The organism is Streptomyces sp. NPDC058525, assembly GCF_042719495.1.
In the GTDB taxonomy this organism is placed as follows: domain Bacteria; phylum Actinomycetota; class Actinomycetes; order Streptomycetales; family Streptomycetaceae; genus Streptomyces.
Map to the genome: position 1 here is coordinate 88,623 of NZ_JBHXNP010000012.1, position 18,977 is coordinate 107,599.

The following is an 18,977-nucleotide window of genomic DNA, read 5'->3' on the forward strand; positions in this document are numbered from 1 at the left end:
GGGGTTCCTTCCGGGTGGTTCGGTACGTCAGATCCAGGCGGGCAGCCCGGGCAGCGGGCCGGGCGCGGTGAGCCCCTCCCCCGCCGAGCGTCCGGTGAGCCAGGCGAGCAGGGCGCCGCGCGGTCCGGTGACGACGGGCCCGCCGGAGCCGAAGGCGGCCACCGGGGCGCCCGCGACGTCGCGCAGCGTGCAGGGCGGGGTGCCGTCGGCCGCGGCGAGGTAGCCGGACACGTCGTCGAGCAGGACGTCGGCGGCCGGCCGGGGGATGTCGGCGAAGCCGTAGCCGAGGTCGAGGTCGGTGTGGTGGACTTCGAGTTCGCGCAGCCGGATCACCAGGATCCGTCCGGGGGTGCACAGTTCGCCGGTGAAGGGGCGGACGACGGTCTGCCAGGCGGGGTCGGGCAGCTCGCGGACGGTGGTCAGGAAGCGGGCCGCGGAGCCCCGTACCCGCTCGACGAGGGCGGCGGCGGGCTGCCGGGAGCCGTCCTCGATCTCCGTGTCCCGGGCGTGCCGGTCGGCGTACTGGGGTGTCTCGGTGCCGGTACGGGCCCAGTGCAGCAGCCGCTCCAGGGCGTCGACCTGGGCGCTGAGGTGGCTGAGCACGTGGGCGCGGCTCCAGCCGCCGAGGCGGGAGGGGGCGGCCGCGTCGGCGTCGGTGAGCCCGTCGAGGTCGTGCAGCAGCCGGTCGCCCGCGTCGGCGATGAGGGCGAAGGTCTCCGGGGTGGGCGGCAGGGACTTCATGACGACCTCCGGTTGCGGTGGGGCCCGGGCCCCTTGGTCAGACGGGTGAAGGCCTCCTCGATCCGGGCGAGTTGCCCGGCGATGTGCGGGAGGGCGGTGGGGTCCTCGGCCCGCAGGGCGCTCAGCTGCTGCTCCGTGTCCCCGTAGAGCAGGCTGGTGGCCGCCTTGAAGCGGAGGGCCGCCGGGTCGTCGCCGAGGAGGTGTCCGGCGAGTACGGCGACGCCGCCGTGGTCGAGGAGGTGTGCGGCGAGCGAGGCGGAGCCGGTGATGCCGTGCCGGGCCAGCGGGGCGCGCAGCGGTTCGAAGTCCGGGTAGACGTAGAAGCCCGCGGTGGGCGGCCGGCAGTGCGCGCCGGCGGCGGTCGCGCGGGCGTGCACCGCGCGGGCCACCGCTCCGTGCAGGCGGGCCGCGGCGGCCATCCGGGTGCGGACGGACTCCGGTTCGGCGAACGCGTAGGCGGCGACCTGCTGGAGCGGGCCGGCCAGGGTGGACCAGATCTCGCTCGCGGCGGCGACGACCCCGTCGCGGACCGCGCGGCCGCGGGGGCCTGCGGGGAAGCGCGCGGCGCCGACGCGCCAGCCGCCGATGCCGAGCGATTTGGACAGCCCGGTGGTGACGACGGTGCGCTCGGGCACGATCTCGGCCGGGCTGAGGAAGGGGGCGGCCGGGTCGTGCAGGACGTCCCGGTAGATCTCGTCGGAGACGATCAGCAGATCCTCGGCCTCGGCGACGGCGGCGAGTTCGCGGACCAGGTCCGGCGGGGCGAAGGTGCCGGTGGGGTTGTCGGGCAGGGTCAGGACGAGCAGGCGCGGGGTGTGCCCGGCGGCGCGGGCGCGGCGGATCGCGCCGCGCAGCGCGCCGGGGTCGGGGACTCCCCCGCACACGTCGGGTACCGGTACGGCCAGGGGTTCCCTGCCCGCGTACCGGACCTGCGGTGCGTAGGTGTTCCAGGCGGGCCGGGGCAGCAGGACGTCCCCGTCCGCCGCCAGGTTCAGGGCCATCAGCAGCGGTTTGCTGCCCGGGGCGAGGACGATGTCGGCCGGATCGGTGGGCAGGCCGCGCCGCTCGAAGTAGCCGGCGACGGCGCCGCGGGCGTCCTCGGCGCCGGCGACCGGCCCGTAGGAGGCGCGGTGGGCGCCCGCGGCGAGCTGCTGTGCGAGTTCGGGGAGCACGGGCAGCCGCGCCTCTCCGAAGGTGAGGTTGACGAGCGGCTCGCCGGCGGCGCGCCGCTGTTCGACGAGGTGGCTGAGGGTCAGGTTCGGGGACGGCTGGGTCATGCCGCTTCCCGGGCCGGATCGGTTTCCGTACGGGCCGCCGGCCCGCTCGCCGTGCCGACGGCCGTGCCGCGCAGCGCGTCCACGAGGTCGGCGGGGGTGTCGGGGTGCGGCCGGAGGTCGTCGAGCCATGCGGCCGTGGTGGAGTAGCGGGCCCGGAACGGGCGTCCGACCAGGGCCGGGTTGCGGGCCTGGACCATGCGCAGCTGGAACCAGCGTCCCTCGGCGGTCTCCTCTACGCCGTCGACGCAGACCTTGCCCGGGGTGGCGGACATGACCGGGCCGCGGACCGTACGGGCGAGGCCGGGCAGGGTGCGGTAGGCGGCGCGGAAGATCCCGACGGCTTTGGCCAGCGGCACCTTGAAGTACTCGTGCGGGCCGGTGTCCCGTTCCACGAAGAGGTAGTACGGGACGGCTCCCGCGGCGAGTTCGGAGCGCCACAGCTCGCTCCACACCCCGGCGTCGTCGTTGACGTGCGCGATCAGCGGTGCCTGGCAGTAGACGACGGCGCCGGTGGCCCGGATGCGGGCCAGGGCCCGGCGGGCGAGGTCGTTGTCGAGTTCGCGGGGGTGGCTGAAGTGGGCCATCACCGCGAGCTGCCGTCCCGAGGCCACGACCTGTTCGAAGAGCCGCAGCAGGTCGTCGGCGTCCTGGTCGGTGACGAACCGCTGCGGCCAGTAGGCGGGCGACTTGGTGCCGATGCGCACGGTGCGTACGGATTCCACGTCGAGCAGCGGTTCGAGGTGGGAGCGCAGCCGCTCGGTGGACATGATGAGCGGGTCGCCTCCGGTCACGAGCACGTCGTGGACCTCGGGGTGTTCGCCGAGGTAGCCGATCAGGCCGGAGGGGTCGGGGGCCGCGAAGCGCAGGTCTGCGTCGCCGATGAACTGGGCCCAGCGGAAGCAGTAGGTGCAGTACGCGTGGCAGGTCTGGCCCTGGCCGGGGAAGTACAGCACGGTCTCGCGGTACTTGTGCTGGAGTCCCGGGACCGGCCGGCCCTCGTGGTGGGGGACGTTGAGCTCGCGCTGGCCGGAGGGGTGCGGGTTGAGGCCGGCGCGGATCCGGCCGACGGCCGCGCGCAGTTCGGTCCGGCGGGCCCGGTCGCCGAGCAGGCCGCCGATCTCCGCCTCGTCGGCGGCGGTGAGCATGCCCCGCTGGGGGAAGGTGAGCTGGAAGATCGGGTCGTCGGGGACCCGGTCCCAGTCGATGAGCTGGTCCAGGACGTGGGAGTTGACGCGGAACGGCAGCACCTGGGAGACGCGGCGGACGGTCTCGCGGATGTCGTCGGGCAGGCCGTAGCGGGCGGCGATGTCGTCGAGGTGGTGCGGCCCGTAGGCGGTGAAGCGTTCGGTGGCGAGGGCTCCGGGTGTGGTCACCGTGCTGCCCCCTGGCCTGTCTCCTTCGTGTAGAGGGAGTCGTCGAGGACGAGGAAGTCCAGCTGCATCGCCCGGAAGGCGTTGACCGCGTGGACCGCCGTGTCGACGATCGGCTCGCCCTTGTCGTTGAAGGAGGTGTTCAGCAGGACCGGCGGGACGCCCTGGCGTTCGAGGGTGTCGAGGACGGCTCCGACGAGCGGGGCGTCGTCGCCGCGCAGCACCTGCGGGCGCGTGGTGCCGTCGATGTGGACGACGCCGGGGGCGACCTGCCGGCCCAGTTCGGTGGCCTTGGCGGCGCCGAGCATATAGCGGCTGAGGTACTCCTGCTGCTCCCACAGCTTGGCGCTGTATCCGGGGCGGGTGACGCCGGCGAAGGGGCGCCACTGCTCGCGGTTCTTGACCGTGTTGACCCGGGTGTTGACCTCGGCGCTGTCGGGGAAGGCGATGATGGAGCGGTGGCACAGGGCGCGGGGTCCGACCTCGGCGCGGCCCTGGGCGACGGCGCCGACGCGGCCGGCCAGCAGCAGCCGGGTCACCTCGTCGACGTCGAGGTCGGTCCGGTGCAGGCCGGTGGTGTCCAGGCCGGCGGCGCTGCCGATGTCGCTGCCCAGGTACGGGCTGAGCGTGCCGGTGTGCTGCTTGGGCGGGCTGACGGCCCAGGCCGCGCCGAGGGCGACGCCGGCGTCGTGCGGCACGGGCGGGACGTACAGGGGGCCGGGCAGGGTGCCGTTGGTGGAGCAGTTGAGGGCGACGCCGCCGGCCAGGCAGAGCTCGTCCACGCCGGAGATCTTGCGGGTGAGGGAGCTGAGGTGGGTGACGGTCTCCTCGATGATGCGCTGGGCGGTCCAGGCGACGGCCACGGCCTTGGGGTCGTCGGGGAGGTTCTCCTCGCCGGCCTGCGGGCGGTCGGCTCCGACGATGCGGGTGTAGCGGTCGCGCCAGGCGGCGACCTGGGCCTCGTACTGCCGCTTGATGTCCTCGGCGGTGGCCTGGCCGGTGGCCTCGGGGAGCGGGGCGATGGCGAGCCGGAAGTCCTCGTCGCGGATGTCGACGAGCTGCTCGGCCGGCATGCCGGCGGCCCGGCCGTAGGCGGCGAGGCCCATGGTCTTGCCGGCGTTGAGGAAGGAGAAGCCGAGCCAGGTGGAGGCGGCGTCGTAGGCGTAGCCGAGGGAGGCGGTGCGGCCCCAGCTGCGTTCCTGGCGGGGCTCCTTGCCGTCCTCGAAGGTCCAGATGCTGGAGGACTCGTTCTCGCCGTGGCCGTCGATGACCAGGACGCCGGCCTTGCGGAACGGCGAGGCGTAGAAGGCGGAGGCGGCGTGCGCGGCGTGGTGCGGGACGCGGACGACCTCGGGGAGGCGGCTGCCGAAGTCGAGTCCGACGGCGTACGCGAGGAAGTCGGCGTCGCTGGTGAAGCGGCCGGGGTAGAGCTGGTCGACGTCCCAGCCGAGGGCGACGACGTCGATGTCGGCGGGGCTGATGCCGGCCCGTTCGAGGCACAGCCGGGCGGCGCTGACGGGCTTGCGGTACAGCGAGTGGCGGTGGCGGTTGATCCGCTCTTCCTCGCTGAAGGCGATGATCTCGCCCTCGCCGTTGACGAGGCAGGCGGCGGTGTCGTGCCAGCCGGTGGGGGGTGCGTTGACGCCGAGGGTCCACATGGTGGTCGCCTTTCATCGGATGCGTACGGTCGTGGTGTCGCGTGCGTTCGGTCGGTACGGGGTGCGGTACTGCGTGAGGTGCGGGGCGGGCAGGGCCCGGCGGGGTGTCAGCCGGCGGCCGTGACCAGCGGGGTGACGTCCGCGCGTACGGCGCGGGCGGCGGCCGCCGAGGCGGTGGCGCACTGCTCGGGGGTGTCCCCGGTGACCAGTACGGCGGCGAGGCGCGGGACGATGCCGCGCGGCGGCAGGAGGAGTTCGGTGCCGGGGGCGGCCAGCGCGACGACCCGTTCGACGCCCGGGACGGCTTCGGCGGCGCTGAGGTCGAGGGAGCGGACCTGCCCGTCGTGCGGCGGGTAGACGAAGGTGACCTCGGCGCAGCGGTCCCGCGCCGGGGTGAGGTCGGGGGTGCGGCCGAGTGCGATGTCGGCGGCGGCGGCGACCAGGTCGACGCCGGTGGCGAGGGCGCCGAGCAGCGGGATGAAGTCCCCGCCGAGGCGGCCGTTGACCTCCACGACGCGCGGTCCGGTGGGGGTGAGCCGCAGCTCGGTGTGGGTGAGGCCGGTGCGGATGCCGAGCGCCGCGTGGGCCTCGGTGACCACGGTCTCGACGGCGTCGGCCCAGGGTTCGTGCCGCCAGGGCGCGACGAGGTGGCCGACCTCCTCGAAGTGGGGGGCGAAGCCGAGGCGCTTGCGTGCGACGTTGGCCACCACGGCCCGGCCGCCCCGGACGGCGCAGTCCACGCTGATCTCGGGACCGGTCAGGTACTCCTCGACGATCACGCCGTCGAGTCCGGTGATGCCGGGGAAGGCCGATCCGGCGGCCTGTTCGAAGGCGGTGGCGAGTTCGCCGGGGTCGGCGGCGAGGGTGACGCCGATGGAGCCGGCCAGGGCGCGGGGCTTGACGACGACGGGGTAGCCGAGGGCCTCGGCGGCGTCCAGGGCCTCGGCCGGTGTGCGGACGTGGCGGAACCCGGCCGAGGGGACGCCCGCGGCGCCCAGGATGCGGCGGGTGGTGAGCTTGTCCCGGCAGCGGTCGACGGCCTCGGGGCTCATGTGCGCCAGGCCGAGCCGGGCCGCGACCCCGGCGGTGGTGCGCAGCAGGGTCTCGTCCCAGGTCAGGACTCCGGCGGGGCCGGCGTGACCGGCGAGGAGCGAGGCGACGGCGGCGGCGGTCGCTTCGGGGTCCCTGGTGTCGGCGGTGCGGTGGCGGTCCTGGACGTACGGGAGCTGCCAGTCGGCGGGGGCGGGCTGGACGAGCGCGGCGTCCGCGCGGGCCGCGACCGCTTCGAGGGAGTACGAGCGGTAGGCGGGGGTGCCGCAGCCCACGACGACGACGCGGGCGGGGGCTTCGGGATCGAGCGCGGTGGTGTCGAGCCGGGCGGTCCGGGCGATGCGCCGTACGGCGGTCTCGACCTCGGCGGTGCTGTGGCCGCGGAAGCGGAAGCGGGCTCCGGCGTGCTCGTAGCCGCCGCCGGTGACGAGGGCGCCGACGGCCGGGAGGGCCTCGGCGTAGGGGCCGTCGCCCTGGTGGGAGCTGACGGCGCGGACCCGGCTGGGCGCGGCTTCGGACGGGGGCACGAGCAGCCACCCGGCGACCTGCGAGGGGTCGTCGACGGCGGTGCCCGAGGTGTCGGGCAGGCCGGTCTGGTGGGAGAAGGAGGCGGCCATCAGGTCGATGCCGTGCACCTCGCGCCATACGAAGGGGACTTCGGCGCCGCCGGGCCGGGCGGCCATCTCCAGGACGGAGAGCCCGCCGAGTTCGTCGCGGAAGAGTTCGAGGTGGAAGACGGAGGGTCCGGTGAACAGGGCCCGGGCGGTGGCGAGGGTGAGCGCGCCGACGGCTTCCAGGGTGGCCTCGTGGTCGATCTCCACGGAGCCCAGCGCGCTGCCGGAGGTGAACTCCAGGCAGGTGTTGAGGTAGCGGGAGGCCCGCCAGGCGCCGAGGCAGGACCCGGTGTAGACGCCGTCGACGTGCAGCACCTGGTGCGGCTGCCAGGGCTGCACGATCATCTCGGTGCCCTCGGGCAGCCGGTATGCGGCCAGCTGGGCGGCGTCGTCGAGGCGGGTGATGGCGGCGCTGGCGGTGCCGCGGCGGGGCTTGACGAGCACGGGCCAGCCGTGGCGGGCGGCGAACTCCGCGATGGCCGCCCGGTCCGGGGCTTCCTCGGTGGCGGGGGCGGGCAGTGCGGCGGCGTGCAGCCGACGGGCCATGACCAGCTTGTCGCGCAGCGGTTCCAGGTCGGCGGGGTGCGTGCCGGGCAGGCCGTGGGCGGCGCGGAGCTCGGCGGCGAGGTCCAGGTCGGTCTCCTGGAGGGCGACGATCCGGGTCGGGGGGCCGCTGCGGGCCACCAGCTCGGCGACCCCGGCGTGCACCGCGGGGACGTTCTCGGTGCTGTCGACGAGGGCCACCCCGGCGGCCTGCCCGGTGGGGAGCGAGCGGACGGCGCGGTCGGTGGTGACGTAGCTGACGCGGTGCGCGGTGTGGTCGACGTAGGCGGCGTAGTCGGCGTAGCGGTCGGTCCACCGGTGGATGATGATCACGTGTTCGGGCATGGCGGAGCCTCCAGAGGGCGGGTGCGGGAAGGCGGCGGAGCGTGCCCGGTGTCGCCGGGGCGTGCTCGGGCTTGCTCGGGCTTGCTCAGGCTTGCTCGGTGGGCTCGGTGTGCTCAGTCGAGGGAGACGGTCAGCGGACGCAGCACGCGGGACGAGGCGGCGAACAGCAGCCAGCCGGCCGCGAAGGCGGCGCAGACCACGACGAGTGCGGTGTGCAGGCCCAGCTGTCCGGCGAGGGCGCCGCCCGCCCAGGCGCCGAGCGGGAAGGTTCCGAAGGCCACGGTGCGGTAGGCGGCGGTGACCCGTCCCAGGCGGTCCGGAGGGGTGACGGTCTGCCGCAGGGTGACGAAGTAGACGTTGAAGACGGTGAATCCGATGCTGAACACCGCGAACGAAGCGGTGATCAGGGCGAGGGAGGCCGGGTCGCTGCCGTCGGACAGGAGGATGACGGCGGGCGCGGCGCAGCCGAGGAGCATGGAGCCGACCAGGACGCGGGCGACGCCGAGGGCCCGGCCGGCGCGGCGGGCGAGGACGGTGCCGAGCACGGCTCCGAGGCTGCCGAGGCCGATGCAGGTGCCCAGGGCGCCGGCGCCCAGGCCGAGTTCCCGTACGGCGTAGACCAGGAAGACGGTGAGCAGGGCCTGTTCACACAGGTTGAACCAGGCGCCCTTGAGGGTGAGCAGGCGCAGGGCCGGTTCCTTGAGGATGAAGGTGAATCCGGCGCCGAGCTGGCGCGCCAGTCCGCCGTCCTCATCGGGGCGGGGCCGCGCCGGGGCGTCCTCGCGGGTGCGGATCAGGAGCAGGCTCACGGCGGAGACCAGGTACGAGGCCACGTCGATCAGCAGGGCGAGGGGGGCGCCCGCGAAGCGGATGAGGAGGCCGCCGAGTCCGGGGCCGCCGACCTGGGCGACCGCGTAGCTGCCCTGGAGCTTGCTGTTGGCGGCGACCAGGTCCCGGCGGTCGACGAGGCTCGGCAGGTACGAGAGGTAGGCGACGTCGAAGACCGCGTTGCAGCAGCCCACGGCGAAGGCGACCGTGTAGAGCAGGCCGAGGCTGAGTCCGTCGGCCCACCAGGCGAGCGGTACGGCGGCCAGCGCGACGGCGCGGACCAGGTCGGCGCCGACGAGCAGGGGCCGGCGCCTGCGGCGGTCCGCCCAGCGGCCGGCGAACACGGTGAGCAGCAGGACGGGCAGGAACTGCACGGCGGTCAGGGTGCCGACCTGGGCGGCCGAGGCGTCGAACACGGTGAGGGCGACGAACGGCAGCGCGAGCTGGGTGACGTAGGTGCCGCACAGCGACACGGTCTGGCCGGACCACAGCTTGAGGAAGTCGCCGTTGCGCCACAGGCTCGGGCGCGGGGCGGCGGGCGCGGGGGCGGGTGCGGGGGCCTGGGCGGGTACGGGCGTGGTCGGCGCGGTCATGCCGTCTTCCCTTCGGTGAGCAGCCGTGCGTGCAGGTCCCACAGAAGGGCGGCGACCTGGTCCCGGCCGAGGTCGCGGACGGTGAGCCGGACGGACAGGACGCCGTCGATGTCGTCGGCGCGGGCGTAGCAGCGCGGTCCGATGGTGGTGAACGGGGTCTCCCAGCGCAGGGCGGGGCTCTGGTCGCCCGGCTCGGGCCCGGTGCCGGCGGCCGCGGCGGCGGCTCCCTCGGGCAGCGCTACGAAGTTGTAGGCGCAGGTGGGTTCGGGGGCGGCGGCCCGGTCACGGAGCCGGGCCACGGCGGTGACGTCGTGCATGCCGTGCCGGAAGGCGGTGAGGCTGCTCCAGTTGGCGGCGCGGGCGAGGCCGACGAGGTTGGTGGCGGGCGGCAGCGGGAGCAGCGCGGGCGCCCACTGGTTCATGGAGGTGACCAGGCCCTTCCAGCGGGGCGTGAACCGGTTGGCGCTCATCAACTGGACGGTCAGGGCCTCCGGTTCGGCCCGGCCGTCGGCGCACAGCCGGGCCACGGAGCGGGCGTAGGCGGCGAGGACCACGCAGGCCACGGAGACCCCGGCGCGGTCGGCGAGGACGCGGGCGGCGGCCAGGGCGGGGGCCGAGCGGAGGGTGGCCTGCAGGGCGGTGCCCCGGTCGGCGGGCCGGTGCGGGAGGGCGGTGCGGGGCGTGTCGGTGTGCAGCCGCTCCCAGTGCCGCAGGGCCGCGGCCTGCCGGCCCAGCCCGGCCTCGGAGAACTGCTCGGCGGCCAGTTCGGCCGGACCCGGCGCCGGTGCCTCGGCGGTGGGAGCGGGGGCGGTGACGGCGAGGGCCTGGGACAGCTGGACGCGGAGCAGCTCCTGCGCCCAGGCGTCGGCGACGATGTGGTGCTTGACGAAGACCAGGGCGCGGGCGGTGTCCCCGTGGGTCAACAGGCGGGCGCGCCAGCCGTGTTCGGAGCCGAGGTCGAAGGGGCGGGCGGCGAGTTCGGCGGCGACGGCGTCGGCCTGGCCCGGGTCTCCCGGGTCGGCCTCGACCTGGTCGAGCACGGCGGTGGCGGCCTCGTCGGCCGGCAGCTGGCGCGGCGCGTCGGGGTCGGTCAGGTCGTAGCGGGTGCGCAGCGAGGGGTGCCGGCGGGCCAGCGTGCCGAGGGCGCCGCGGGCCTGGTGCACGCCGGTGCCCGGGGGGAGGGTCCAGACGGCGGCGTTGTTGGGCTCGTGGCGTCTGGCCGGGGGCAGATCCCGGATGTCGTGCCAGACCGACAGCTGGCCCAGGGAAAGCGGAATGGCCTGAAACATTTGGGGACCGACCTCCAGTTCCGGTGTTATTCGAATGGTTTTCCAGCGCTTCTCTAGCTGCTCTCGAGCGGAAATCGACCGAGGCTCCGAGAATTCTCGAAAGAGCATCGATAATTCTGCATTGCGGAAACTTTTTTCCGCCACTGGAGAGACGATTACACAACCTGTTGAAGCATGTCCAGTGCGGCAATTGACGCACTGTGAGGACGAATGGGAGACCCGACATGACCCACGGCGACCGACTGTCCCCTCCTTATGGCGCTTCACCTGCGGAATTCCTGCACGAATTCCTGCTGGCGGCCGCGGCGACTTTCCCGGACCGGCCGGCCGTCATCGAGCCGGCCGATAGCGGGACCCTGGAGACCACCTATCGGGAACTGGCCACGGCGGTGGACGCGCTCACCGAGGGGCTCGCCGCGCTGGGGGTCGGCGTCGGTGACCGCGTCGTCCTGGAGGCCGACGCCTCCGCCGCGGCCCTCGCCGCGCTGCTCGCCTGCTCCACGCTGGGCGCGGCCTTCATCCCGGTCAGCCCGCAGACCCCGCGGGAGCGGCTGCTGTCGATCGTCGCCGCCACGGATCCGGTGCTGCACCTGCGGGACGCCGGCACGCCCGGCACCGAACTCCCCGCGGCCACGGGCACGGCCACGTTCACCGCGGCCGGGGTGAGCGCCGAACGCACGCCCGCGCCCCGGCCGCGCAGGCGCACCGAGCGGTCGGTGACCGACCCGGCCTACGTCATCTTCACCTCGGGCACCACGGGACGGCCCAAGGGCGTGGTGATGAGCCATCGCGCGGTCGTGGCGTTCTACCGCGGCATGCTGGCCGAACGGCTGGTCACCGAGCACGACCGGGTGGCCTCCACCTCGCCGCTGCAGTTCGACTTCTCGCTGCTGAACTTCGGCATGGCCCTGGGCGCCGGCGCCGCCGTGGTGCCGCTCAAGCCCGAGGTGGTGCGCTGGCCCCGGCGCTTCCTGTCCGCGCTGCACGAGGCAGGGGTCACCCAGGTCAACGGCGTGCCGTCGCTGTGGACTTCCGTACTGCGCCGCGACGCCGGCCGGCTCGCCGCCCTCGGCTCGCTGCGCACGATCCTGTTCTGCGGCGAGAAGTTCCCCCTGCCGCAGCTGCGCCGCGTCCAGGAGCTCCGGCCCGACCTGCGGATCGTCAACTGCTACGGCAGCACCGAGTCCATGGCCGCCTCCTTCGCCGAGGTGCCCCGGCCGCTGCCCGCGGACGAGACGGACCTGTCCATCGGCGTGGCCCACCCCGGCGCGGAGATGCTGCTGGTCGACGCCGACGGCCGGGTCGTCGACGAGCCGTACGCCACCGGGGAGATCCTGCTGCGGACCCCCGCGCTCTTCTCCGGGTACTGGGACGACCCGGAGGCCACCAGGGCGGCGCTGGCCCCCGATCCGCTGGAGCCGCGCTCCGGGCAGCCGCTGCTGCGCACCGGGGACCTCGCCTACCGCGACCCGTCCGGCGCCTTCCGGCTGACGGGGCGGACCGACTCGCAGGTGCAGATCCGCGGGAACCGGGTGGAGCTCGGGGAGGTCGAACGCCGGCTGCTGGAGCTCGCCGGGACGGCCGCGGTGGCGGTGTTCGCCGAGGAGCGCGGCGCCGAGGGCACGGTGCTGTGCGCGTTCGTCGTCCCGGAACCGGGTACGGGTGCCGGTGCCAGTGCCAGTGCCAGTGCCAGTGCCAGTGCCGGTGCGAACGCGGGTGCGGGCGCGAGTGCGAGTGCGGGCGCGAGTGCGGGTGCGGGCGCGGGTGCGGGTGCGAGTGCGGACGCCGCCCGGGTGCGCGCCTTCTGCGCCGAGACCCTGCCCGCCTACATGGTGCCGCAGGAGGTCAGGTCGGTTCCCGCCCTGCCCGTCACCGCCAACGGCAAGACCGACCGGGCGGCGCTGCTGGCCCTGCTGTGAGCGGTGCGGGCGGCTCCGGCCGGACGCGAGCACACCCCGAGCCGACGTCGAGCGGGGGCCCAGGACCGGCCGGAAGCATCTACCGCAGCATGATCGTTTCGACGGATGGGGTGACAGTGGACATGCGACCCGGCAGGCGGCCTTCCCTTGCACGGCGCTGGGCGGGCGTGGTGTGGCAAGGCCTGGTCTCCTTCGGCACCCTCCACCTGAACGGGGAGATCGCACGCGCCGAGCACCGGCCGGGCCCCGCCCCGCTCGACTGCCCGCCACCGGGCCACCCCGAACGCCTGCGCCCCGACGTCCCCTTCACCGCGGTGGAACGCGCCCTGCTCCGCGACCTCCAGTCCCGCCGCCCCGTCCGCTGACACCGGGCGGCGCCCCGCGGCGCGGCCAGGGGCCCGCCCACCCGGCGGGGGCGCGGCGGGCCCGCGGGGTCCTACGTGCGCCGGTCCTCCGTGCGCCGGTGCTACGTGCGCCGGTCCTACGTGCGCCGGGGCCGCAAGGGTGCGCCCGGGCCGCCGGTGGCGGCCGAGTCGTGGTCGGGGTGGAGGCCGAGCATGTCGAGGAGCTCCTCCAGCTCCTCGGCGTTCGCGGCATGGGCGGCCGCCGTGCGGCGGGCCGCCCGGCGCTCGGCGAGGCCCGCCGGCGCCGATACGGCCAGGACGTCAATGGCGTACGGATCGTTCATGCACCGATCCGACCACTCCCCCTCGCCCGTGGCAGCTCCATGTGCTCCACCTGCCGAGACGTGCCTGTCAGGAGCAGCCCGGGACCGTTCCGGAGCAGTTCGTGGGAAGGTTCGTACCGATCTCGCTCTGCGTGAGGGTCACGACCGCGCCGGCCCCGTTGCTGATGCTGCCGCCCACCCCGGCCGCCCGGTTCCCCGAAACGGTCGTCTGTTCGAGCGTCAGCTGTGCGGTGTCGGCCCCTGCCACCTGCTCGTTGCTGAGGCCCCCGCCGTCGCGGGCCGCCGAGTTCCGCTGGACCTTGCTGTCGCTCAGCGTGGCGGTGCCTTCGTTGTGCAGGGCTCCGCCGTCGTTGCCCGCCTTGTTGCCGGTGAAGGACGTGTCCTGCACCTCCAGCGTCGCGTCCTCACCGTTGTGGATGCCGCCGCCGTCGAGGCCGGCCCAGTTCTCGACGAGCCTGCTCTGCCGGATCTCCGCGCTGCCGAGGTTGTTGACGCCCCCGCCGTTGTCGTCGCGGGCCTGGTTGTTCGCGATGTAGCTGCGGTCGACGGTCAGCGTGCCGTGGTTCTGGATGCCGCCGCCGTCCTCGTCGGCCGTGTTGCCGGCGACGGTGGCCCGCCTGAGCGTGAGGGTGCCGGTGGCGTCGTTGCTGAGTCCGCCGCCGAAGCCGGGTTCGCCCGCCGACGAGGTGGCCACGTTGGTCAGGACCGTGCTGTCGACGAGCGTGACGTCGCCGCCCGCGTTGGAGATGCCCCCGCCGACCCCGCCCGACTGGTTGCCCACGACCTTGCTGTTCTCCAGCCGCAGCGTCCCCCGGTTGGCGATGCCCGCTCCGTTGCCCTCCGTGTGGCCACCGGTCACGCCGATGCCCTTCAGGGCGAGCCGGCCGCCCTGACCGACGGCGAGGATGCGGAAGTACGGGAGGCCCTCGCTCGCGGAGCGGATCAGGGTCGAGTTGTCGCCGACGAGGCCGACCTTCCCGGTGATGGCCGGCAGGGCGGTGCCCGAGTCATCGAAGTCGTCCTGGAAACGGTAGGCGCAGTCCTTGACCAGCCTGATCGTGCCGCCCTCGGGCTGTGCGTTCGCCTGTCCGATGGCCGCGATGAGCCCGGCCACGTCGCCGCAGCCGACACTGAGGTTCAGGGGGACCTGCGCCGCCGTGGCGGGCGCGGCCGCGATGCACAGTCCGACACTTGCCACGACGGCGGACCCGGCGAGTACGAGTCGATTCCTCATGCGTTCCCTCTCCTCGGTTCGGAGGCACCAGAGGTATCCCCCGTCGGGGGCAGGCCCCCGCACCCGCGTTCGGACCCTCCGCAAATCCACGCGAACGGCCGTCAGCTCCCCGCCCTCACCGCAAAAGCGTTTGCCCCGTCTGCTGGTGGACGGCGGCAGATTCGCCCGGTGATCGGTTTCGGGTGCGCGGGGGTCGGCGGTCCGGCCTGCGATCCGTTCCCGGTGTGGAACCGGGTGCCGCCGAATGCAGCCGCCCGGCGCACTCCTTCGGGGGAATCCGGCGGGCGGGGCCGGGCGGGCGGGGCGAGGGCTGCCGAAGCAAGGGTGCGGACCCCGTCCGGGGCCCCCGGCGCAGCCTGGCTGCGCTTGCCGTCTGTACAAGGAGATTTCACATGTCGCGTGTCCTGAAGAGTGCCGGGCTGGCCCTCGCCGTCGGCTTCGCGCTCCTCGGTGGTGCCTCGGTCGCGTCCGCCGACGCCGAAGCCTCGGGTATTGCGGCCGGCTCCCCCGGTGTCCTGTCCGGAAACCTGATCCAGATTCCGGTGCACATCCCGATCAACGTCTGCGGCAACTCCATCAACATCATCGGGGCGCTCAACCCGGCCGCCGGCAACACCTGCGTCAACCTCTGACGCTTCTCGAACCCCCGGGTGGTGCCGTGTTGGGGCACGGCACCACCCCGCCGGGCGGCCGGATCCAGGCCGCCCGGCCGCTCAGCCGGTGCCGTGCGGGTCCGCCAGGGTGAAGGAGCCTCCGACGTAGCGGGCGTCGGGGTGGGCGGGGTCGAGGGGACCGTGCGCGGCGAGCAGTGCCTCGGCGTAGGCCTCCGCGTCGTCCTGCGGGGCGTAGCCGAGGGCGCGCGCCGAGCCGAGGTCCCACCAGGCACGGGTGTTGGCGCTGATGCCGTTGACGACGGTGTGGCCGACGTCCGGGGCGGTGAGGGCCGCGTGCACGAGACGGGCGCAGTCGGCCGGGCTGAGCCAGGTGGCCAGCATGCGGACCGAGCGCGGCTCGGGGAAGCAGGAGCCGATCCGCAGCGAGACGGTCTCGACCCCGTACTTGTCGGCGTAGAGGGAGGCGAGGTTCTCCCCGAAGGCCTTGGACAGGCCGTAGTACGTGTCCGGGCGCGGCCCGACCGCGCTGCCGATGGGTGCGCCGCCGGTCAGGGGCACGTAGCCGACGGCGTGGTTGCTGCTCGCGAACACGACCCGGCGGATTCCTTCCCGCCGGACGGCCTCGTAGAGGTGGTAGGTGCCCTGGACGTTGGCTCCGAGGACGGCCTCGAAGGTGTCCTCGAGGGAGATCCCGCCGAGGTGGACCACGGCGTCGACACCGCGCACCGCCGCGCGGACCGCGTCCGCGTCGCGCAGGTCGAAGACGAGGGACTCGGCGCCCTCGACCGGCTTCAGGTCGGCGAGCCGCAGCCGGTAGCCGTAGCCGGGCAGGCTCGCCCGCAGGAAGCCGCCGACGCCGCCCGCGGCGCCGGTCAGCAGGAGGGTGCGGGGCGGGTCGGGGGACGGAGTGCGGGGCGGGGTCATGAGGGTCATGAGCGGAACTCCTTCGCCAGGCGGGCCAGCAGCGGCAGCCGCGGGGGCGGCAGCAGGCCCAGGTGGTAGAGGCTGAGCCGGCTCGCCCCGGCGGCGCGCAGGCCGCGTACGTGGGCGGGCAGCCTTTCGGGGTCGGCCGGCGGCTGGGCGGTGACGTAGGCGTCGACGGGCAAGCCGTGGCGTGCGGCCGCCTCGACGAGTGAGGCGGAGCCGGGGCCCGTCGGCCAGCAGGGCACGAGGAGGGCGTCCACGTCCTCGGCGGCCCGGGCCGTCAGCCCGGGAGAGGGCCCGGTGGCCCACGGGTCCGGGTGGGCGTGCAGGGTGACCGGTACGCCGGGCAGGGTCTCCCGTACGGCGGCCAGCACCTGCCCGCGCAGCTCGTCGGCCGCGGTGTGCCGGGCCGCGAGGAGTACGGATCCGGGCGCGTCCGGGACCGGCGGGCCGTCGGCGGCGGTCGCCGAGCGGCGCAGCAGGGCCACGGCCTCGCCGGGGTCGAGTCCGGCGGCCCGCCAGCGGGCGCGGCAGGCGGCGCAGCAGCACACGGACAGGGCGCGCAGGGCGGCGGCCGGGTAGGCGCCGTCGGTCTTCTCATGGCAGCCGAGGTGGACGGCGCCGAGCTGTCCGGCGGACTCCAGGGACACTCCGCGGACCGCGCCGGGGGTGAGCCCGCGCAGTGCTTCGGCGGCGAGGGTGGCGCAGTACTCGCGTACCTCCGGCTGCGCGGGGCACAGGGCGTACGGGTAGGGCTCGCCGAAGCAGTTGGTGACGGCGAGCCGCGGGTGGAGGGTGCCCAGGCGGCTGTTGTGGGCGAGGACCAGCCAGGCGTTGACCGGGATGCCGGCCGCGGCGAGTGCCTCGACGGCGGCGCCGCCCGGGTCGGGGCCGGGCGCCCAGTCGGCTCGGGAGGGCACCAGGCGGCGGCCGGACCAGGCCCGGTGGTCCACGGGGCGGTAGAGCGCGAAGTGGCGGGCGTCGACGAACCGGCGCTGCGGGTGCAGCGGGGTGGCGGCCCGGGTGGAGTGGTAGCTGAGGGCGAGGGTGACGGCGTCCAGGCCGGCGTCCCGGACCCGGTCGGGGAAGGCGGGGTCGTCGAGGACGTCCCACGGGTAGGCGTGGGCGGAGACGGTCGGGGTCACCATCGGGGCCGCCGCTTGCGGAAGGAGGGGTCGAAGCGCCGCATGTACCCGGTGTCGTCCCGTTCCCGGATGCCGCACCGCAGGTAGTTCTCGTGGAGGCGGGCCAGCGCGTCGGGGTCGAGGCGGACGCCGAGTCCCGGACGGTCGGGGACGGCGACGGATCCGTCGGTGATGCGCAGCGGCTCGGCGAGGACGTCCGCCCCGTACTGCCAGGGCGTGTGGGTGTCGGCGGCGTAGGACAGCTCCGGCAGGGCGGCGCCGAGCTGGGTCATGGCGGCGAGGCTGATGCCGAGGTGGCTGTTGGAGTGCATGGAGACGCCGATGCCCCAGGTCCGGCAGATCGCGGCGAGTTCCGCGGTGCGGCGCAGCCCGCCCCAGTAGTGGTGGTCAGCGAGGACGACGCCGACGGCGCGCTCGGTGAAGCCGCGCGGTATGTCCTCGGGGGCGACGACCACCATGTTGGTGGCGAGCGGCATGGGGGCGGTGCGGGCGACCTCGGCCATGCCGTCGACGCCGGGGGTGGGGTCCTCGAGGTACTCCAGGAGGCCTTCGGTCTCGGCCGCGACGCGGCGCGAGGTCTCCACCGTCCAGGCGGCGTTGGGGTCGAGGCGCAGCGGGTGGTCCGGGAAGGCTTCGCGCAGGGCGCGGATCGCCTCGATCTCCCGGTCGGGCGGGAGCACTCCGCCCTTGAGCTTGATCGAGCGGAATCCGTACGTGCCGGTCAGCTGCCGGGCCTGGGCGACGATGCCTTCCGGGTCGAGGGCCTCGCCGTACGGGTCCCCGCCCTCCGGGGCTCCCGGGTGCGCGGCCCGTTTGTGGAAGAGGTAGGCGGAGTAGGGGACGCGGTCGCGGACGCGGCCGCCGAGGAGGTCGGCGACGGGCCGGCCGGCGAGCTGTCCCTGGAGGTCCAGGCAGGCGGTCTCGAAGGGGCTGAGGACGCGCAGGGTGGTCTTGTGGGGGCTGGATCCGCCGGTCAGTCCGTGCCAGTCGGGGGTGTCGGTGTCCTCGCCGAGTACGGTGCGGACGCGGCGCAGCAGGGCGTGGGTGTCGAAGGGGTCGAGTCCGGTGAGGGCGGGGCCGACGGCGTTCAGGAGCCGCAGGTGGGGTGCGTCGCCGTAGGTTTCGCCGAGGCCGACGAGGCCGTCGCCGCAGTGGAGTTCGACGATGGCGCGCAGGGCCCACGGCTCGTGCACGCCGGCGGAGTTGAGCAGCGGCGGGTCGGGGAAGGCGACGGGGGTGACGACCGTTTCCCGGATGCGCATCAGACCTCCAGCCGGGCGAGTGCGGCGCGGCCGCGGGCGATGACCTCGGCGAGCCGCCGTTCGTGTGCGGCGGCGGGGTCGACGAGCGGCGGCCGGACGGATCCCATGTCCAGGCCGGCCTGCCGCGCTTCGGCCTTGACCAGGGCGACGGCGTAGCCGGGTGCTTCGTCGCGCAGGGCGACGAAGGGCAGGTAGAACTCGGCGAGCAGGGTCCGGACGGCGTCCTTGTTCCCGGCCCGTACGGCGCGGTGGAAGGCGGCCGCGAGGTCGGGTGCGAAGCAGAGCACGGCGGAGGAGTAGCACTCGACGCCGATGGCCTCGTACGCCTGGACGGAGAGCTCGGCGGTGGGCAGGCCGTTGAGGAAGCCGAAGGCGTCAGCGCGGGGGTGGCCGCTGGTGCGGACGGCGGTGACCAGGCGCAGCATCGCGTCGACGTCGCCGCGGCCGTCCTTGATGCCGGTGACGGTGGGGATGTCGAGGAGGGCGAGGGCGGCGGCCTCGTCGAGGACGGCGTTGGCCCGCTGGTAGACGGTGACGGGGAGGGCGGTGGCGGCGGCGACGTAGCGGATGTGGTCGACGAGGCCGGCGGGGGTGGAGGAGACGAGGTAGGGCGGGAGCATCAGCAGTCCGTCGGCTCCGCACGCGGCGGCGGTCTCGGCGAACTCGCGGGCCAGGCGGGGGCCTCCGCCGCAGCCGGCGACGACGGGGAGCCGGCCGTCGGCGACGCGGACGGCGGTGGCGACCACGTCGCGGTACTCGTCCGGGGACAGGGCGGTGAACTCGCCGGTGCCGCAGGCGACGAAGAGCGCGGCGGGGCCGGCTGCGATCTGCTGCTCCAGGTGTGCGGGGAAGACGGCCAGGTCCACCTTGTCGTCGGGGGTGA

The 18,977-nt window shown here is 74.6% G+C and carries 16 protein-coding genes; 3 read left to right on the forward strand and 13 right to left on the reverse strand.

The window, feature by feature from the left end:
• Positions 1–27 precede the first annotated feature (27 nt).
• The 7 genes from ACFWP3_RS09425 to ACFWP3_RS09455 form a co-directional block, all read right to left on the reverse strand.
• Positions 28–741 carry a maleylpyruvate isomerase family mycothiol-dependent enzyme gene (locus ACFWP3_RS09425; protein ID WP_384218019.1) on the reverse strand — a complete coding sequence of 238 codons (714 nt, stop codon included), beginning with the start codon at positions 739–741 and terminating at the stop codon, positions 28–30.
• Positions 738–2,018, reverse strand: a complete 1,281-nt coding sequence (locus tag ACFWP3_RS09430; protein WP_384218021.1) for a pyridoxal phosphate-dependent aminotransferase — start codon at positions 2,016–2,018, stop codon at positions 738–740. Before ACFWP3_RS09430 ends, ACFWP3_RS09425 begins: the two co-directional genes overlap by 4 nt.
• Positions 2,015–3,391: a KamA family radical SAM protein gene (locus tag ACFWP3_RS09435; protein WP_384218023.1), complete on the reverse strand. Its 1,377-nt coding sequence runs from the start codon at positions 3,389–3,391 to the stop codon at positions 2,015–2,017. The genes ACFWP3_RS09430 and ACFWP3_RS09435 overlap by 4 nt, the downstream gene beginning before the upstream one ends.
• On the reverse strand, positions 3,388–5,046 hold the full coding sequence (locus ACFWP3_RS09440; protein ID WP_384218026.1) for a carbamoyltransferase C-terminal domain-containing protein: 1,659 nt from the start codon (positions 5,044–5,046) through the stop codon (positions 3,388–3,390). The genes ACFWP3_RS09435 and ACFWP3_RS09440 overlap by 4 nt, the downstream gene beginning before the upstream one ends.
• A 107-nt stretch (positions 5,047–5,153) precedes the next feature.
• A complete protein-coding gene (locus ACFWP3_RS09445; protein WP_384218029.1) occupies positions 5,154–7,598 on the reverse strand; it encodes an ATP-grasp domain-containing protein in 2,445 nt (814 codons plus the stop codon).
• A gap of 113 nt (positions 7,599–7,711) precedes the next feature.
• Positions 7,712–9,019 (reverse strand): MFS transporter, encoded by a 1,308-nt coding sequence (locus ACFWP3_RS09450; RefSeq protein ID WP_384218031.1) that lies wholly within the window; start codon positions 9,017–9,019, stop codon positions 7,712–7,714.
• Positions 9,016–10,308 carry a condensation domain-containing protein gene (locus ACFWP3_RS09455; RefSeq protein ID WP_384218034.1) on the reverse strand — a complete coding sequence of 431 codons (1,293 nt, stop codon included), beginning with the start codon at positions 10,306–10,308 and terminating at the stop codon, positions 9,016–9,018. The genes ACFWP3_RS09450 and ACFWP3_RS09455 overlap by 4 nt, the downstream gene beginning before the upstream one ends.
• 224 nt (positions 10,309–10,532) lie before the next feature.
• Between ACFWP3_RS09455 and ACFWP3_RS09460 the strand changes: the two genes are divergently transcribed.
• Together ACFWP3_RS09460 and ACFWP3_RS09465 are read left to right on the forward strand one after the other, a co-directional pair.
• Complete coding sequence (locus tag ACFWP3_RS09460; RefSeq protein ID WP_384218036.1) at positions 10,533–12,227, forward strand: AMP-binding protein; 1,695 nt, start codon at positions 10,533–10,535, stop codon at positions 12,225–12,227.
• Between the two features lie 167 nt (positions 12,228–12,394).
• Positions 12,395–12,592 carry a DUF6059 family protein gene (locus tag ACFWP3_RS09465; RefSeq protein ID WP_384218038.1) on the forward strand — a complete coding sequence of 66 codons (198 nt, stop codon included), beginning with the start codon at positions 12,395–12,397 and terminating at the stop codon, positions 12,590–12,592.
• A 116-nt stretch (positions 12,593–12,708) separates the two neighbouring features.
• Here ACFWP3_RS09465 and ACFWP3_RS09470 read toward each other — a convergent pair whose 3' ends face one another.
• Both ACFWP3_RS09470 and ACFWP3_RS09475 read right to left on the reverse strand, forming a co-directional pair.
• A complete protein-coding gene (locus ACFWP3_RS09470) occupies positions 12,709–12,915 on the reverse strand; it encodes a hypothetical protein (RefSeq protein ID WP_384218041.1) in 207 nt (68 codons plus the stop codon).
• A gap of 67 nt (positions 12,916–12,982) precedes the next feature.
• Positions 12,983–14,149, reverse strand: coding sequence for a hypothetical protein (locus tag ACFWP3_RS09475; RefSeq protein ID WP_384218043.1), 1,167 nt, complete (start codon positions 14,147–14,149; stop codon positions 12,983–12,985).
• Between the two features lie 392 nt (positions 14,150–14,541).
• Between ACFWP3_RS09475 and ACFWP3_RS09480 the strand changes: the two genes are divergently transcribed.
• Positions 14,542–14,781: a chaplin gene (locus ACFWP3_RS09480; protein WP_384218046.1), complete on the forward strand. Its 240-nt coding sequence runs from the start codon at positions 14,542–14,544 to the stop codon at positions 14,779–14,781.
• A gap of 81 nt (positions 14,782–14,862) precedes the next feature.
• On the opposite strand, the gene ACFWP3_RS09485 is transcribed toward ACFWP3_RS09480, so the two are convergent.
• Genes ACFWP3_RS09485 through ACFWP3_RS09500 form a run of 4 tightly spaced genes read right to left on the reverse strand, consistent with a single transcriptional unit; the run spans position 14,863 to position 18,960 of the window.
• Positions 14,863–15,696 carry an NAD-dependent epimerase/dehydratase family protein gene (locus tag ACFWP3_RS09485; protein ID WP_384218048.1) on the reverse strand — a complete coding sequence of 278 codons (834 nt, stop codon included), beginning with the start codon at positions 15,694–15,696 and terminating at the stop codon, positions 14,863–14,865.
• The gene (locus ACFWP3_RS09490; RefSeq protein WP_384218051.1) at positions 15,693–16,835 is read right to left on the reverse strand and encodes a hypothetical protein; all 1,143 of its coding nucleotides are present in this window, start codon (positions 16,833–16,835) and stop codon (positions 15,693–15,695) included. Before ACFWP3_RS09490 ends, ACFWP3_RS09485 begins: the two co-directional genes overlap by 4 nt.
• Positions 16,829–18,094, reverse strand: coding sequence for a glucarate dehydratase family protein (locus ACFWP3_RS09495; protein ID WP_384218053.1), 1,266 nt, complete (start codon positions 18,092–18,094; stop codon positions 16,829–16,831). The genes ACFWP3_RS09490 and ACFWP3_RS09495 overlap by 7 nt, the downstream gene beginning before the upstream one ends.
• Positions 18,094–18,960: a 5-dehydro-4-deoxyglucarate dehydratase gene (locus tag ACFWP3_RS09500; protein WP_384218056.1), complete on the reverse strand. Its 867-nt coding sequence runs from the start codon at positions 18,958–18,960 to the stop codon at positions 18,094–18,096. The genes ACFWP3_RS09495 and ACFWP3_RS09500 overlap by 1 nt, the downstream gene beginning before the upstream one ends.
• Positions 18,961–18,977 lie beyond the last annotated feature (17 nt).

Excerpts from the sequence above, each read along its gene's own strand:
- ACFWP3_RS09425 (WP_384218019.1), bottom strand. The coding sequence starts at position 741 with ATGAAGTCCCTGCCGCCCACCCCGGAGACCTTCGCCCTCATCGCCGAC.
- ACFWP3_RS09430 (WP_384218021.1), bottom strand. The coding sequence starts at position 2,018 with ATGACCCAGCCGTCCCCGAACCTGACCCTCAGCCACCTCGTCGAACAG.
- ACFWP3_RS09440 (WP_384218026.1), bottom strand. The coding sequence starts at position 5,046 with ATGTGGACCCTCGGCGTCAACGCACCCCCCACCGGCTGGCACGACACC.
- ACFWP3_RS09445 (WP_384218029.1), bottom strand. The coding sequence starts at position 7,598 with ATGCCCGAACACGTGATCATCATCCACCGGTGGACCGACCGCTACGCC.
- ACFWP3_RS09450 (WP_384218031.1), bottom strand. The coding sequence starts at position 9,019 with ATGACCGCGCCGACCACGCCCGTACCCGCCCAGGCCCCCGCACCCGCC.
- ACFWP3_RS09455 (WP_384218034.1), bottom strand. The coding sequence starts at position 10,308 with ATGTTTCAGGCCATTCCGCTTTCCCTGGGCCAGCTGTCGGTCTGGCAC.
- ACFWP3_RS09460 (WP_384218036.1), top strand. The coding sequence starts at position 10,533 with ATGACCCACGGCGACCGACTGTCCCCTCCTTATGGCGCTTCACCTGCG.
- ACFWP3_RS09470 (WP_384218041.1), bottom strand. The coding sequence starts at position 12,915 with ATGAACGATCCGTACGCCATTGACGTCCTGGCCGTATCGGCGCCGGCG.
- ACFWP3_RS09475 (WP_384218043.1), bottom strand. The coding sequence starts at position 14,149 with ATGAGGAATCGACTCGTACTCGCCGGGTCCGCCGTCGTGGCAAGTGTC.
- ACFWP3_RS09480 (WP_384218046.1), top strand. The coding sequence starts at position 14,542 with ATGTCGCGTGTCCTGAAGAGTGCCGGGCTGGCCCTCGCCGTCGGCTTC.
- ACFWP3_RS09485 (WP_384218048.1), bottom strand. The coding sequence starts at position 15,696 with ATGACCCTCATGACCCCGCCCCGCACTCCGTCCCCCGACCCGCCCCGC.
- ACFWP3_RS09490 (WP_384218051.1), bottom strand. The coding sequence starts at position 16,835 with ATGGTGACCCCGACCGTCTCCGCCCACGCCTACCCGTGGGACGTCCTC.
- ACFWP3_RS09495 (WP_384218053.1), bottom strand. The coding sequence starts at position 18,094 with ATGCGCATCCGGGAAACGGTCGTCACCCCCGTCGCCTTCCCCGACCCG.